This is a genomic window from Adlercreutzia sp. ZJ304, assembly GCF_011039075.1.
GTDB lineage: Bacteria > Actinomycetota > Coriobacteriia > Coriobacteriales > Eggerthellaceae > Adlercreutzia_A.
In genome coordinates, this window is sequence record NZ_JAAKEG010000001.1 from 33,455 (window position 1) to 47,861 (window position 14,407).

Consider the following 14,407-nt stretch of genomic DNA (forward strand, 5'->3'; position numbering starts at 1 on the left):
AACATTCTTAATGGAGGGAAGTGGATAGTATGGCTCGCGGAATCACACGTAGGAGTTTTGTGGGTGCAGCAGGCGCTGGAATTGCGGCACTGACCGCATCGTCGCTTCTGGGTTGCAGTAGTTCTAGTAATGCAAGCAGCGCTGAGCAAACGGCTAAAAAGACGAACGAGGTAACAGTTTCCATGACTACAACCTCTGAGCCCGAGGCGGGGTTTGATCCTCTGTTTAGCTGGGGCTGCGGAGAGCATGTGCACGAGCCGCTAATTCAATCTACCCTTATAACAACAGATACCGATCTTAATTTTGTAAATGATTTGGCAACATCTTATGAGTGTTCAGAAGATGGACTTACGTGGACTTTCAACATTCGCGACGATGTAAAATTCACCGATGGAGAACCCCTTACAGCACATGATGTAGCCTTCACCATAAATGGCATAAACTCTAATGAAGCTGCGCAAGCTGATTTATCCATGATTGATACGGCTGTGGCTACTAGCGATACTTGTGTGCAGCTGCATCTGAATAAGCCCTATAACGCTATGTTGTACACGTTGGCTGTTGTTGGAATTGTGCCAGAGCACGCATATGATGCAGCCACATATGGCACAAACCCCATTGGCAGCGGTCGCTACATGTTGGAACAGTGGGACAGGGGTCAGCAGGTTATTTTGAAGGCTAACCCCGATTATTATGGCGATGCGCCTTTGATGGAGCGCCTTATTGTTGTGTTTATGGGAGAAGATGCTTCACTTGCCGCCGCTAACTCCGGTCAAATTGATGTGGCTTATACTGCTGCCACAATGGTCGATTCTGCGCATCCTACAGGATATGAAGTATTGAATTGCGAATCGGTAGATTCGCGCGGAATATCGCTACCTGCTATTTTGGCGGGTGATAGCCGGGTAATAGAAGACGACATGGTGATAAGCGCTGGCAACAATGTTACAAGCGATATTGCCGTTCGTCGTGCTATTAATTTTGGAGTAGACCGGCAGAAGATGATAGATAGCGTTTTGAATGGCTACGGTAGTGCTGCTTATAGCGTGTCTGACGGTATGCCGTGGTACAACCCCGATATGGAAGTGTCTTTTGATGCAGAAGCCGCGAAGAAATGTATGGAAGATGCCGGGTGGGTTTTAGCTAGTGACGGCATTTATGCAAAAGATGGGCAGCGTGCAGCTTTTGATTGCTATTACAGCGCTAGCGATTCGGTGCGCCAAGCGCTGACGAATGAATTTGCGAATCAGATGCGTGATATAGGCATTGAGGTTAATCCTGTTGGGTCGGGGTGGACTTATGATGCATCCGGTATATATGCGCACCAATATAGCGACCCTGTGCTTTGGGGATGGGGCTCGAATAGCCCGGTAGAGGTATATATGCTTTACTATGGCGATTCGTCTGGCAATTACGCATGCTACAAAAACGCACAAGTAGACAAGCATTTAGATGCTGCCTTAGCTGCTACCAGTGTGGATGCGTCGTATCCTGAATGGCAAGCGGCACAATGGGATGGTGTGGAAGGCGTTGCTCCGCAGGGTGCTGCTACATGGGTATGGTTATGCAATGTGGATCACCTATATTTCAAGCGCGAAAACTTGGTAGTAGCTGCTCAGAAACCGCATCCGCATGGACATGGGTGGTCGCTCGTGAACAACGTGGATAAGTGGTATTGGGAGTAAGTTACTCGCTTGAAGGTTACGATTTGAGTCGGATTATTTTTTGGAATATTGGACGGTTTTTGCTGCTGATGGTAGCAGTATCTGTTGTTGTGTTTACGCTGGTATCGGTTTCGCCGGTTGATCCTGTGGCAGCTAATGTTGGACAGGCAGCTCTTGTGGGAATGTCTGACGAGAAGCGTGCGGCGCTTGATGCCTATTGGGGTCGCAATGTGCCGCTGCCCGAGCGTTACCTATCGTGGGGTAGTGCTCTTCTGCAGGGCGATATGGGCACATCACTGCGATTCAATGCGCCCGTTGCAGACGTAATAGCAAATCGTGCGTTAAATTCACTTTTGCTGATGAGCGTTGCGTGGCTAGTAAGTGGCGTGCTTGGCTTTGCTCTGGGCGTTTTGGCGGGCACGCATCGCGACACATTCTTAGATCGTGCAGTTAAATCATACTGTTTCGTTTTGGCGGCAAGTCCTACGTTTTGGGTTGCGCTTCTTTTGCTAATAGTATTTAGCGTGTGGCTGGGCTGGTTTCCCATAGGTTTTTCGCAGCCTATAGGAAAATCTGCAGCTAGCGTTACGCTTGGCGATGCGCTTTATCACTTGGCATTGCCGGCAATTACTCTTTCTCTTGTTGGCGTAGCGAATGTGGCGCTGCATACCCGCGAAAAAACAATCGATGTTATGAATTCGCCGTATGTGCGTTTTGCTCGCACGCGCGGGTTGACCGAAAGGCAAATAGTGCTTCGTCATGGACTGCGAAACTTGGCGTTGCCAGCGATTACTATACAGTTCGCTCAGATTGCCGAAATATTTGGCGGTTCGGTTCTTGTGGAACAGGTATTCAGTTATCCCGGGCTTGGGCAGGCTGCAGTGGTTGCCGGAATTGGCGGAGATGTTGCGCTGCTTGCTGGTATTGCTCTGGTTTCTGCTGCTCTCGTGTTCGGTGGAAATGCTTTGGCAAATATTCTTTATGGAGTGATTGATCCGCGAATAAGAAAAGGGCAAACGCATGGCTGAGGCTGTGGCGAACATACTCCACGTGCCTAAGCGCAATCGCGTTTCGAATAGGCGCTTTATGCTGGTAAGTGTTGTGTTGGCGGCGGCTGTGCTGATAGCTATAGCCATATGCGGCGCAATGCTAATGCCTGAAGCTATAAAAACCGATTTCACGCAAAAAAACCTAGCGCCTTCACCCGCGCACATTTTTGGCACCGACTGGATGGGTCGTGATATGCTAGTGCGTACCATCGCGGGTTTAAGTACTAGCATTTTAGTGGGGCTTATTGCGGCGTGTGTCTCGTCGCTTATTGCGCTAATTCTGGGCACTATTGCTGCTCTTGGTGGTCGTCTTGCCGATCGCATAATCACATGGCTTATCGATTTACTTATGGGTGTGCCGCACATTGTGCTTCTAATTCTTATCTCGTTTGCACTTGGTAAAGGTTTTTGGGGCGTAACAATTGGAGTTGCGTTAACGCATTGGGCTTCGCTTTCTCGCGTTATACGTGCCGAAATTCTACAATGCCGCGAATCTGGCTTTGTTGCTGTGGCGCGCAGGCTAGGAGTGTCGCGCATAAAAATAGCTGTTCATCACATGCTTCCTTATGTGCTGCCGCAATTTATTGTGGGGCTAATTTTGATGTTTCCGCATGCTATATTGCACGAGGCTGCCATCACATTTTTGGGCTTCGGATTGTCGCCAGAACAGCCCGCCATTGGCATAATTCTTTCTGAGTCTATGTCGTATCTGTCGGCTGGTATGTGGTGGCTTGCAGTATTTCCGGGGCTTGCGCTTATAGGTATTGTTATGCTGTTCGATATAGTTGGGTCTGGCATACGTCGCATGGTCGATCCGTCTAGCGCTCAGGAGTAAATGTGGATACGACGCAGCACTCGCAAAATCATATTTCTGCGGAATTTCACCATCATCATTCGCATGGGGCGGGGTCGCTGCATTGCGGTGGGCATCATCTGCTGCAAATAGAGGGGCTTACAGTTTCTTTCAAAATGTATAAAGAAACAGACAGTGGGCTGCGCGGGTATCTGAACGCCAAAAAGCATACTGTTCAGGTAGTTCACAACTTAAATTTGTCTGTTCACGTTGGCGAAGTGGTTGCGGTAGTTGGCGCATCCGGGTCAGGTAAAACTTTAATGGCTGATTCGATAATGGGTATTTTTGAACCAAATGCGGAAATCTGCGGAACCATTTGGTTTGATGGGAAGCCACAAACCGCTAACAGTTTGGCTGCTTTGCGTGGCAACGGTATTTCTCTTGTGCCGCAAAGTGTGGATAGTCTTGATCCGCTAATGCGTATTGGCAGGCAGGTGCGTGGCGTTGCTCATGGCTCGGCAAGTCGCGCGAACAAGGCGCAACGCGCACAACTTCAAAAGCGCCTATTTAAGCGGTACAAATTGGCTTCGGAAGTGGAGCAAATGTATCCTTATCAGCTATCGGGCGGTATGGCGCGCCGCGTACTTTTGTGCTGTGCGCTAATGGAAGAGCCGTCGTTAATTGTGGCAGATGAGCCAACGCCCGGGCTAGATTTAGATCTTGCCGTGCGCGCCATGGACGATTTTCGCGAATTTGCCGACGCGGGTGGGGGAGTTTTGCTTATTACGCACGATATAGAGCTGGCTTTACGTGTGGCTGACCGCATTGCTGTGTTCAAAGATGGCACAATTGTAGAAGAAACGCCATCGGCGAATTTCCGCTCTGAAGAACTTTTGCAGCATGAATTTACGCGCGAGCTTTGGCGTGCGCTTCCAGAGCATGGTTTTAAGGTGTCATCGGGCAAAATTGAAGGTGAAGAAAATGCTTGAGGCGCGCAATGTGGTGTTTCGTTACGGGCACGATAAGCCAATTTACGATAACTTTTCTGTGCAAGTGAAGCGGTCGGAGCGGCTATATTTGGATGCTCGGTCGGGTTTTGGTAAGACGACGCTGTGCAGGCTTCTTGCGGGCTATGAACAGCCTGAAGCAGGAGGAATATACATAGATGGCGACCCACTTCCGCAGCGTGGCGTTTGCCCAGTTCAACTGATAGGGCAGCACCCCGAACGCACGCTGGATGCGCGCATGCGTATGCGTAACAGTTTGGCGGAGGCAGGCAGCTATGATAAGGCGTTGCTTGCACGTTTGGGAATACGTAAAGAGTGGCTAAGCCGTTTTCCGCACGAATTATCTGGTGGTGAATTGCAGCGGTTTTGTATTGCGCGCGCCTTAATGGCTAATCCTAGTTATCTTATTGCTGATGAAATATCTACCATGCTTGATGCGGTTACGCAGGTGCATATCTGGAATGTAATCTTGGAAGAATGCCAGCGCCGAGAATTGGGTCTAGTTTTTACTACGCATTCTAGGTCGCTAGCAGATCGCATTGCCACCCGCACATTGTGTCTTGAATCGTAGCGGCAATTAAGCCTAATCTGTTGAAATCGTGAAGGGCTCTGCCCATTCTCAAATTTATGCTTGCATTTTGCTTTGCGCGAGGCGTATAAACTGTTCAGCCTTAAAAGGCATCGGGTAATACAACTTAACCATCGCTTTACTTTGCAGTGGGATGCAAAAGATGGTAAGAAAAGGGACAGATTGTTATGCGGAAAGATTTTATGCTCAAACGGGCTGCGTGTGTAGTTCTATCTACAACTTTAGCTTGCACGTTTTGCCCTTATGTTGCTTTTGCGTCAGAAGATAACGCAATAGACACTGTGCAGCTGCAGGCAGAATCGAAGATAAGCACAACTGAAATAGAGCCCAGCGAAGATGTTATACACGCAAGTGTGTCTATTGATAAAAGTGCGCCTAAAGCTATGTTTAGCTACAACAATCTTATCTTCCAAATAAATGAAGATGCGGAAAACACTGTAACTTTGCTCGGTTTTGGTGCAAAGCCACAAAACGTGCTAGAAATTCCCGAAACTGTAGTGTATGGCAATGTTGAATATATAGTAACGAACATTAGTACGCTTGCGCAAATGGGGGGGGGGTTCTGTGATTCTGCGCTAGAACCTAGCGACCCCACAGAAGCTCAAAAATCTTCCAATTCCGATAAAAATTCAAACCCTTATATAACCGAATATTATGCAGATGCCGAAAAAGCGGCAGATGTAAGCTCCATAACCATTCCTGCCACAGTTCAATCAATAGATGTGGCATTCTTTCAGCTATTTCCTAATGCCGCAAATATTGAAGTGGCGGCAGACAATCCCAATTATCAAAGCTATAACGGCATTGTTTTTAGTGCCGATTTATCTAGCCTCACCCTCGTCCCGGAGGGTATAGAGGGCACAGCCGTGCTCCCCACAGAATTGACCAACGTCCCTGCTTGCGTCTTTTCCCGTTGCACCAAGCTTTCGGTCATAACTGTTCAAAATGGGGGCACGGCAACATCTAGTGCCTATGTATCTTCGGGCGGTATCTTATATACAGCTGATAAAACTACTCTTGTGGCTGCTCCTGCTGGAATTGGCGCTAGCGTAGTTATAGACGAAGAATGCACAGCCATTGCGCAAGGAGCCTTTGTTGGAAACAAAGACTTGTCCACAATAATTGCAAAAGGCAATGTTGCGAACATAGCCACAGAAGACAAAACGCACCTTGGTGCATTTGATGCGCAAGTTGTATCTGGCGCAACAGTGGTACTTTCCGCTAACTCAGACCGAAGCGTTTGGGAAAAAGCTGGCTTTGTAAACTTTGAAGAACCGGTAAGTGTAGGAGATTCAGTTACCCCTGATGCGGACGGTCTTGCGTTTACGGTGCTTCCTAACTACACGTTATCGTGCTATTGGGCAGGAGATAAAGCGCATGTGCCTAGCACACTTGTAATACCAGATTATGGAATTATTAAGGGTGTGCCTTATAACATCTCTGCAATAGGAGACGAAGCGTTCGAAGGTGCTTCAAATTTACAAGCCGTACAATTGCCAAAGACAATTGATTCAGTAGGCAAGCGCGCTTTTGCGAACTGCGAAAATCTGTCTTACGTAGAGCTAAATGCTTCAATTACTGCGCTTCCAGCGGGCGTATTTGCTAACACCTCTCTTGCAAGTGTGGTGTTGCCAGCATCTATCGAATCGATAGAAAGCGAAGCTTTTGCGGGAGTAAGCAACACGACAATAGTTCAGTTAGGCGCAATTGAAAACATTGCAGAAGATGCCCTTGAGGGTGCGTCGAACGTAGATGTGTACGTGCCTTATAACAGCCAAACTGAAACCTATATGTGGAACACATCTCTTCCTATTCAGAACAACCATGTAATTCCTTATGGCATTAAGTTTGCAGATGGAATAGACAGTCTGCAAACAGGGGACGAGGTTGAACTGTTTGGAGCGGGCGGATATCTGTATGCAACAGGTAAAGTAAAAGCAAACATAAGCTATGACGCAAACTGCATTAGTATTGACACTAAAAACAATACTCTAAGTGCAAAGCGAGACGGTGCGTTTACTGTAAATGTAGACTTGTCTATTACAGTGCCGGAAGTTTTGCCTACAGGAACAGAATATAAGAATGTAAAACTAACTCCTGCATCATACGGTGGGCAGGCTTCCAGCGCACCAGCCCAAACATCTACCATACATAGAAGCGTTCGCGCGCTAAATGAAACTCTTAGGGGTAGTGTGTCAACTCCTAAAGTTGCAGCGGAAGATATGCTGTCTATTACGGTTCCTATCTATGTAACATTTGGTGGGGATGAGGGTGTTGATGTATCAAAGGAAAGCAATCTTGCGCAGCCTATAACTACAGAGACTTTTATCAGGAGTAACGGTGCTGCATGCACACTTGAGAGTCTTACATGTGTGGAGGCAGAAGCGGGTAGCGCGCAGAAAGTCTTAAAGACAAATGCTGGCACGCTTGATGCACAATCAGATCTGTTTAGCATTCTTGGAAATGGTGATGCATCGTCTGTCAATTTTGGCTACAGCGCAAATAACACGCTTGATAGTACAGCCCTTACCAGCATTCAAGATACATTCACGTTAGCTGCATCTTCTGCAGCCTTACCTACAGAACAAAAATTCTCATATCGTCTAAACCTAAGCAGCGGTGGTGCATCAATTAAGACCAGAAGCGAACTAGAAAGTTCTCTGGGAGCAATAGATAAAACAAAAACTCACCCTCTAGTCTTACTTACTTTCACATTTAAGAAAGCCGACACCAACACAAACTAATAGAAGGGTACGCGTTATGGCTTACAGAAAGGGCATCAGTGTATGTCGAAGTGCTCGCGCACCTGCATACACCTAATAGGGCTAACAAACACAAAGCTTATGGAAAACAAGCAAGAGGAAGAATGGACACAATTATGAAACGCATATCTTTGGCAAAGCGGAGTGCAAGTGCTTTTAGTGCACTTGCTCTGGCTGCCACGATGGTGCCTCTAGCTGGGGCAATACCGGGGGCAGAAGTTGAACAAGCTTATGCTGCTGCCACTCCGGGTAAGCAAATGAACATAACTGCTCCTATGTCAATTGAGTTTGGAAGTAGCGCCAGTCGCATATCGGCAGATGCCAGCAATGCTACAACTACATTTAAGCTTCAAAATAAGGGCGAGATTGGCATGGCTGTAAGTGAGCTGAATTATTTGGCTCCCAATAAATGGAAAGAAGCTAATAATTTTATCTTAAAGGCAAAAGATGAAGGGCAGCCACTTGGTCTTGATAAAGATACTGACCCTACGCTATTTACCATGTGGGAGGGAAATGGTGCCAACCCCGGTGATGCTACCAAAACCATGAAATTTGACTTTGCCACAGTAGGTGATAAATCTATCAAATGGGGAAGCGGCGTACCAAATACTATAGACACTATGATAGATGTGCAGCCATCCAACGAACAGACTTGCACTCTTTATATGGATCTAGCAAGCTCTAATGCTAAGTTAAATACTAATGCTGCAGTATCGAACTCTTATACCTCGCTCGGAAGTGTGAAGTTCACATTTAGTGAATGCTCTACTGTGGGCGATCTTACTGGCTTAAATACCGAACAGTTAAAGACACAAGATTTTTATCTTAAAGACACAAGAAGCGATGCCACCATTACAAAAGATCAAGTTTTCTCGCTTGACCAAGTAAGTCGCGCTTCTGCAAGTATTAGTAAGTATCAGTACGCCAATGGTGATGGTAACGTAGTTAGCAATTCGCCTTATTATGGTTGGTACAAGGCTCTGCTTCAAAGCGATATTGATGAACATAAAGATGCTGCTGACTACGAGAAAAGAGTAAACCCGACAAGTGGATATGAGTGCCGTACACATTGGGGATCTCATAGCAAGAATCTAGCTGACAACCCTAATGTTGCTCCATATCATCCAGCAAATCGCGATTACGCTACATATGATGTTCGTATTATTGGTCTTTTGCATGATGATAAAGCTAATGTTACAGCGGGCGCAAAAAGTAACAACGAGAACGATTTAAAAGAGGGTTCTAAGGCTGGTATTACATTCCAGTTTGTATACATCATGGATGAAGGTGATGCGGCGGCTTGGACATATGGTAAGGCACTTTATGGACCATTTCGTTCATGGGGTTATCGCTTTAATTATTCCGATAATGTGAACGAAGGTAGTGCTGAGAATTGGAGCGTTAACGACGGCTCTACTAACACCAACTATTCAGGTTGGGCTGACTCTGAACTTCGTGAACGCATGAACCAAACTTACAGTGTTGCTAAAGAAGGTCTTGCCAAGACTTATCGCGAAAAGTATTCCGCAAACTATGATGTTTGGACACCTGAACGAAATACTGGCATTGCTAACAAGGAAAAGACAATTTATGATTTGGCGCCTGCAGCTCTAACTGAAAAGATGGTTCCTGTTGTTAAAAAAACTGCGCAATTCACTGGAGAATGCACATCAACAACTTCAGTTGAAGGCGAAAATACAGTTACAACTAACAAACAAGAAGGACAACTCACATACACTTCAGACAAAATGTTTTTAGCTAGCTATGTTGAGTTTAGTGGAGATACTGGCGGTGTTGGAGAAAAAGATAGTACCACAACTAAATGGGATTACAACAAAGCTTTGCTTTCCGGTAGTGACGGATCTCAATATGAGTACTATCAAAGTATTGGTATTGCTCCGACCTCTGCTAATGTGAATCTCACGAAAGTTTATCAGTGGCAAGTTGATAAAAATATACTTGCGCCGACCGTTGATGGTAATGGTCCAGTTCGTGATGGTGTTGGGGGAGGTTCACGTAAGGATGGGTTATGGAATACGCGTTCTTTGTACCCCGGAACTACATTTAAAATTATACAAATAGGTGCGGGTGGTTATTTTGGATGGAACTATGTTGGGAATGGTATGGGTGTCTGTCCCTGCTTCTGTCTCTAATTTCTAAATAAACAAGCCTGCTGAGCTAATGCTCGGCAGGCAAATCTTGGCATGCAATCAAACAACTAGAAACAAGGCGATTTTGCAATGAAAGATACTAGAGGTATACATAAAAAGCGTTTAGGGTATCGCTATGCTTTCGCAGGTGCGGTCGCCTTGGCATGCACATCTGTGTTCTTTGGGGGTGGATGCGCTCAGGCTGCATATGCAAATGAAATGCAGTCGATTTCTACAATGGGTGTGTGGGTTGACCCCAGCCGAGATGCTAGTGCGTTTAACTCTGAAACGAGCATGGCAACACCCTGTGCAAGCATAGATATAGAGTCTGAAGTTAGAGTTTGGACCCAGTCAGAAGAAGATGCAAACACAAGCACATCTGCAGGAAACGCTTCTGCTTCATCCGAGTTAGCTTTGTCTTCAGAAGTAGGTATATGGGTAGATGTTTACGAACGTGAAAGCGGCAACACTGTTGCTGGTAATGCTTCCGCAACAACAGAACTAGAAACATCCACCAATGTTGGTGTATGGGTTGAAACAGAAGAAGACCCTGACGCTGGTAACTCTGCAAGTGGCGTAACTGGTACAACTTCTGATTCTTTAACTATCCAGTCTGAAGTTGGTATTTGGGTTGATATTCCTGAAAGTGAAAGCGAAAGTGGCAACACTGCTGCTGGCAACACTGCTACAACAACAGAACTAGAGACATCCACTAATGTTGGTGTATGGGTTGAAGCAGAAGAAGACCCTGACGCGCCTAACTCTGCAAGTGGTGTTACGGGTACGACTTCGGATGAACTAATTGTTCAATCTGAAGTTGGCATCTGGGTTGATATCCCTGAAAACGAAAGCAGCAATGGTGTTGTAATAACAGAACTAGAAACATCAACAAATGTCGGTGTGTGGGTTGAGGCTGAAGATGATCCTGACGCTGGTAATTCTGCAAGTGGCGTAACTGGTACAACTTCTGATTCTTTAACTGTCCAGTCTGAAGTAGGCATTTGGGTTGATATTCCTGAAAGCGAAAGCGACAACTCTGCTGCTGGCAATACTGCTACAACGACAGAGCTTGAAACATCCACTAATGTTGGTGTGTGGGTTGAAACAGAAGAAGACCCTAATGCGGGCAATTCTGCAAGTGGTGTAACGGGTACAACTTCAGACGAGCTGACTGTTCAATCCGAAGTAGGCATTTGGGTTACACCTGATAATGGCAACAGTTCGTCTGGTGTATATGACCCAACTACATCGCCGACACTTGATGTATCAACTAATGTTGGCGTTTGGGTAGACCCGGTTGGAGATGCTACATTTGAGGGCGAAAATACAGCATCGCCTCAAACTACGCTCGGTATTCGCCTTAGTGTTCCAGATACTTTAGATGTGACCCTTGATCCAAATGTTGGTACAGACTCAAGTGCGGGCTGGCAAGGAAGCGACGCGTCCGGGAACACTACTTGGGACCCGAGCAGTTCTACTAGCGAAGTTGATAGCGGAACAAAACTAGGCGATGTGCTGCACGCAGCAGGCACACCGCAGCGACCGGGGTATCTCTTTGGTGGTTGGTATACAGACAAAGAATGTTCGCCCACCGCAAAGGCAGACCCGGATACGTTAGTTACAGAAGATATGCCTCTATATGCACAGTGGATTGCAATAACTGATGTAGAAGTCCCGATAGACGTACATCTAAACATCAAGCAAGACAGCGCAGATACATTCACTGTAACAACCGATAAAGACACCAAGTTTGAAAGCAGAAGTTCGCTTCCTGTGCAGATTGACAATGTGTCTATTAAGAACGACGCGCAAACTTCAACGCGCACGCAAAATGCAAAGGATATGCTTGGCAGCAGCGATATAAGCAATGTGAAGCTTCATGTTGCGGCTGCGCAAAGCGATGACACTTACGAGCTAGCGGTAAAAATAGACGAATTAACTGGTCTTGCAACACTAGATATAACGAACGACACGAACAGGGCAGTTTATTCGCTTCCGCTAAGCGATGCTCTGTCTAATGCAGGCGCTTATGAGGGCGCTTCTAAGCTAGTTATTCCTGCTGCCACATTCTACGAAAAAGACGGTGTAGCCGTTAAAGAGGCAGATGGCTCTTGGAAGCTAGACGAGGGCACCTTAGACGTTCTTTATGCAATAAGCGGCTTTAACAGCAACACTTTGAGCTATTCGGCTGACTCTGTAGAGATCGCAAAGCTTGTCTACACGATATCTATTCAAGGTGACCCAATAGATACAGAGGTAAAGCTGGTAAGTGAATCGGGCGGCATGGAAGATGCTCCATCAATTCCGGGCGCTGGGAACTAGGGCAAATACAACTTATAGGTAAATGATAGACGGGAAGAAGATGACAGGCGATATAAACAACAATACACAAAAACCTAATGTATCAGGGCGTGGCATGAAGGTGCCGGGTGCAGATAGAGCGCCGCAAACGACAGCGCCCAAGCAGCGGGTACGCACGTCAAGCAAGCCTCCTAAAAAGCGCACAGTAATAATAGTAATAGCGTGTGTGCTGGTGGCTCTTCTTGTGTGGCTTTTGATATGGCTGTTTGCATGCAATGGGAATAGCCTGCTGGATAAAAACGCAAGGTCGGGACAAGCTCCGTATAAAACTCAAGAAGAGATGCAGGCTGAACTTGACCGCACGGTTGAAGAGGGAATGTTTAACATCTCCATTGCAAGCGTTATTAACTTTGCAGATGGCACATCTTCTGGCACCGCCTACATCGAAAACGTACCGGGAAATCAGTACATGATGCAGGTAAAGATTACGGATGACGAAACCGGAGAAGTGCTATACGAATCGGGCATTCTTCAACCTAATCAATACATAGAAAACATCACTCTTGCACGCGATTTAGATGCAGGAAGTTATAACGCTACAGCCACATTTACCGCACTTGATAAGACAACTTATGAAGAGGTAGGTCAGGCTGCCGCAAAGATAACTCTGAATGTAGAGGGCTAGGGGCGGAATGAAGGGAGAGAGCGGGGATATGCGCTGGAGTGAGCAGGCTGTGGAGAGAGCGGGAATATGCGCTGGAGTGAGCAGGCTGTGGAGAGAGCGGGGATATGCTCAGTCGCTCTGCAGTCCTCGCTCTGCAGAAATGTTCACAGAACATTTCTGTTCGCTGCGGAACTCGCTTTGTGAGCACATCCCCGCTCTCTCTCCAATTCCCTGAAACGCTTTCAAAAATGTTTCACGTGAAACATTTTTAAGAACAACACGGTAACAAGCGGATAGGGAATCCGCTTCTACATAGAACCTTGACAATCGAATAGAGGATTAAGTTTGAGCATGAAAAAAGCGTCGGAGCTAAGGGCACTGCACCCCCTTCGGACGCTTTTAATAGCTGAATTATATCGCATGTTGATCCCGGTATTGGGGAATCTTCTATTCGGTTGTCAGGGTGCATAAGCAAGGACAGATGGCTTTGAAGAATAAAGGAGGAAAAGCCATGAAGAAAACAAGTAAGTTAATAGGTGCATTGGGTCTAAGCGCCGCCTTGATCGTAGGCACAGCACTACCGGCTTTCGCTGTCGATGAACTGTCGGATGGTATTTTAGAGAAGTCTGATAATCCTAATATCGACAACACTACTAGCTCTACTGAAACTACAGGCTCAGCTGATACAACAGTAAAACTGAGCGCTGTGAACACTCAGATTAAGGCAACTGTTCCTGTTCAAATTGCAGCTTATGGCACAATTGGAGGCGGTGCCTTAATAACACCTCGCGAATACGCCTATACCATTACTAATGAGTGTGACAACAGCGCAAAACTGTATCTAACGGGTATAGATGCAACACTGCTTTCTGATACTCCTACTGAGTCTACAGGTGTATATAAAGTTGACTGGACTGCTAGCGATAAAACTGAACTAAGTGCGGCTGGTGCCCAAGTTACTCCGCAGTCAAATACTGTGGATGCTTCTGTAGTGGGAGGAACTAGCGGAAGTAACGCAACACTTCAGCCTGAGTATGGTTCTGTATATGTTCAACTTACAGCAGGTCAACTAAGCAGCAAGTACAACAATGATGCTGATACCACCAATGACGGAAAAACTTACAAAGAAGGTAAGAAATATATCGATTATGGTAAGCAAACCACTGTGAAACTTATTCATACTTCAAATTACAGTACAGAAAATAATGTAAATATAGAAATGGATTCTAAAGACACGGAGGGTGCCCAGATTGGTCTTCGTTTAGAGGGATACAATTCGCAACTTACTGGTCTAGAACCAGACAAACTGATTGAATTGATGAAAATTACATATACCGTTCAAGCTTCTGCTGCTTATGTAGGCGATATGGATATGCATACTACTGATACGAATTTTGACTATGTTGGCAAGTTAGCTTAGTCGAAAAG

At 46.2% G+C, this 14,407-nt stretch carries 10 protein-coding genes; all 10 read left to right on the forward strand.

Annotated features, from left to right (window positions below; genetic code table 11):
• The first annotated feature begins 29 nt into the window (after positions 1-29).
• The 10 genes from G7Y46_RS00220 to G7Y46_RS00265 all read left to right on the forward strand — a co-directional run bounded on the left by G7Y46_RS00220 (position 30) and on the right by G7Y46_RS00265 (position 14,399).
• A complete protein-coding gene (locus G7Y46_RS00220) occupies positions 30-1,685 on the forward strand; it encodes an ABC transporter substrate-binding protein (RefSeq protein ID WP_165251565.1) in 1,656 nt (551 codons plus the stop codon).
• A gap of 23 nt (positions 1,686-1,708) precedes the next feature.
• Positions 1,709-2,692, forward strand: coding sequence for an ABC transporter permease (locus tag G7Y46_RS00225; protein ID WP_241156982.1), 984 nt, complete (start codon positions 1,709-1,711; stop codon positions 2,690-2,692).
• Complete coding sequence (locus G7Y46_RS00230; RefSeq protein ID WP_165251567.1) at positions 2,685-3,548, forward strand: ABC transporter permease; 864 nt, start codon at positions 2,685-2,687, stop codon at positions 3,546-3,548. Before G7Y46_RS00225 ends, G7Y46_RS00230 begins: the two co-directional genes overlap by 8 nt.
• Positions 3,549-3,550: 2 nt before the next feature.
• The gene (locus tag G7Y46_RS00235; protein ID WP_165251569.1) at positions 3,551-4,495 is read left to right on the forward strand and encodes an ATP-binding cassette domain-containing protein; all 945 of its coding nucleotides are present in this window, start codon (positions 3,551-3,553) and stop codon (positions 4,493-4,495) included.
• Positions 4,488-5,084 (forward strand): ATP-binding cassette domain-containing protein, encoded by a 597-nt coding sequence (locus G7Y46_RS00240; protein ID WP_165251571.1) that lies wholly within the window; start codon positions 4,488-4,490, stop codon positions 5,082-5,084. The genes G7Y46_RS00235 and G7Y46_RS00240 overlap by 8 nt, the downstream gene beginning before the upstream one ends.
• Before the next feature lie 185 nt (positions 5,085-5,269).
• Positions 5,270-7,846 carry a leucine-rich repeat domain-containing protein gene (locus tag G7Y46_RS00245; protein ID WP_165251573.1) on the forward strand — a complete coding sequence of 859 codons (2,577 nt, stop codon included), beginning with the start codon at positions 5,270-5,272 and terminating at the stop codon, positions 7,844-7,846.
• 122 nt (positions 7,847-7,968) lie between these two features.
• Positions 7,969-10,017, forward strand: coding sequence for a hypothetical protein (locus G7Y46_RS00250; RefSeq protein ID WP_165251575.1), 2,049 nt, complete (start codon positions 7,969-7,971; stop codon positions 10,015-10,017).
• An 87-nt stretch (positions 10,018-10,104) separates the two neighbouring features.
• Positions 10,105-12,336, forward strand: a complete 2,232-nt coding sequence (locus G7Y46_RS00255) for an InlB B-repeat-containing protein (protein WP_165251577.1) — start codon at positions 10,105-10,107, stop codon at positions 12,334-12,336.
• Positions 12,337-12,376: 40 nt separating this feature from the next.
• Positions 12,377-13,000 (forward strand): hypothetical protein, encoded by a 624-nt coding sequence (locus G7Y46_RS00260; protein ID WP_165251579.1) that lies wholly within the window; start codon positions 12,377-12,379, stop codon positions 12,998-13,000.
• Positions 13,001-13,490: 490 nt separating this feature from the next.
• The gene (locus G7Y46_RS00265; RefSeq protein ID WP_165251581.1) at positions 13,491-14,399 is read left to right on the forward strand and encodes a hypothetical protein; all 909 of its coding nucleotides are present in this window, start codon (positions 13,491-13,493) and stop codon (positions 14,397-14,399) included.
• Positions 14,400-14,407 lie beyond the last annotated feature (8 nt).

Coding starts and splice junctions, on each gene's coding strand:
- G7Y46_RS00220 (WP_165251565.1), top strand. CDS start 30: ATGGCTCGCGGAATCACACGTAGGAGTTTTGTGGGTGCAGCAGGCGCT.
- G7Y46_RS00230 (WP_165251567.1), top strand. CDS start 2,685: ATGGCTGAGGCTGTGGCGAACATACTCCACGTGCCTAAGCGCAATCGC.
- G7Y46_RS00240 (WP_165251571.1), top strand. CDS start 4,488: ATGCTTGAGGCGCGCAATGTGGTGTTTCGTTACGGGCACGATAAGCCA.
- G7Y46_RS00245 (WP_165251573.1), top strand. CDS start 5,270: ATGCGGAAAGATTTTATGCTCAAACGGGCTGCGTGTGTAGTTCTATCT.
- G7Y46_RS00250 (WP_165251575.1), top strand. CDS start 7,969: ATGGACACAATTATGAAACGCATATCTTTGGCAAAGCGGAGTGCAAGT.
- G7Y46_RS00255 (WP_165251577.1), top strand. CDS start 10,105: ATGAAAGATACTAGAGGTATACATAAAAAGCGTTTAGGGTATCGCTAT.
- G7Y46_RS00260 (WP_165251579.1), top strand. CDS start 12,377: ATGACAGGCGATATAAACAACAATACACAAAAACCTAATGTATCAGGG.
- G7Y46_RS00265 (WP_165251581.1), top strand. CDS start 13,491: ATGAAGAAAACAAGTAAGTTAATAGGTGCATTGGGTCTAAGCGCCGCC.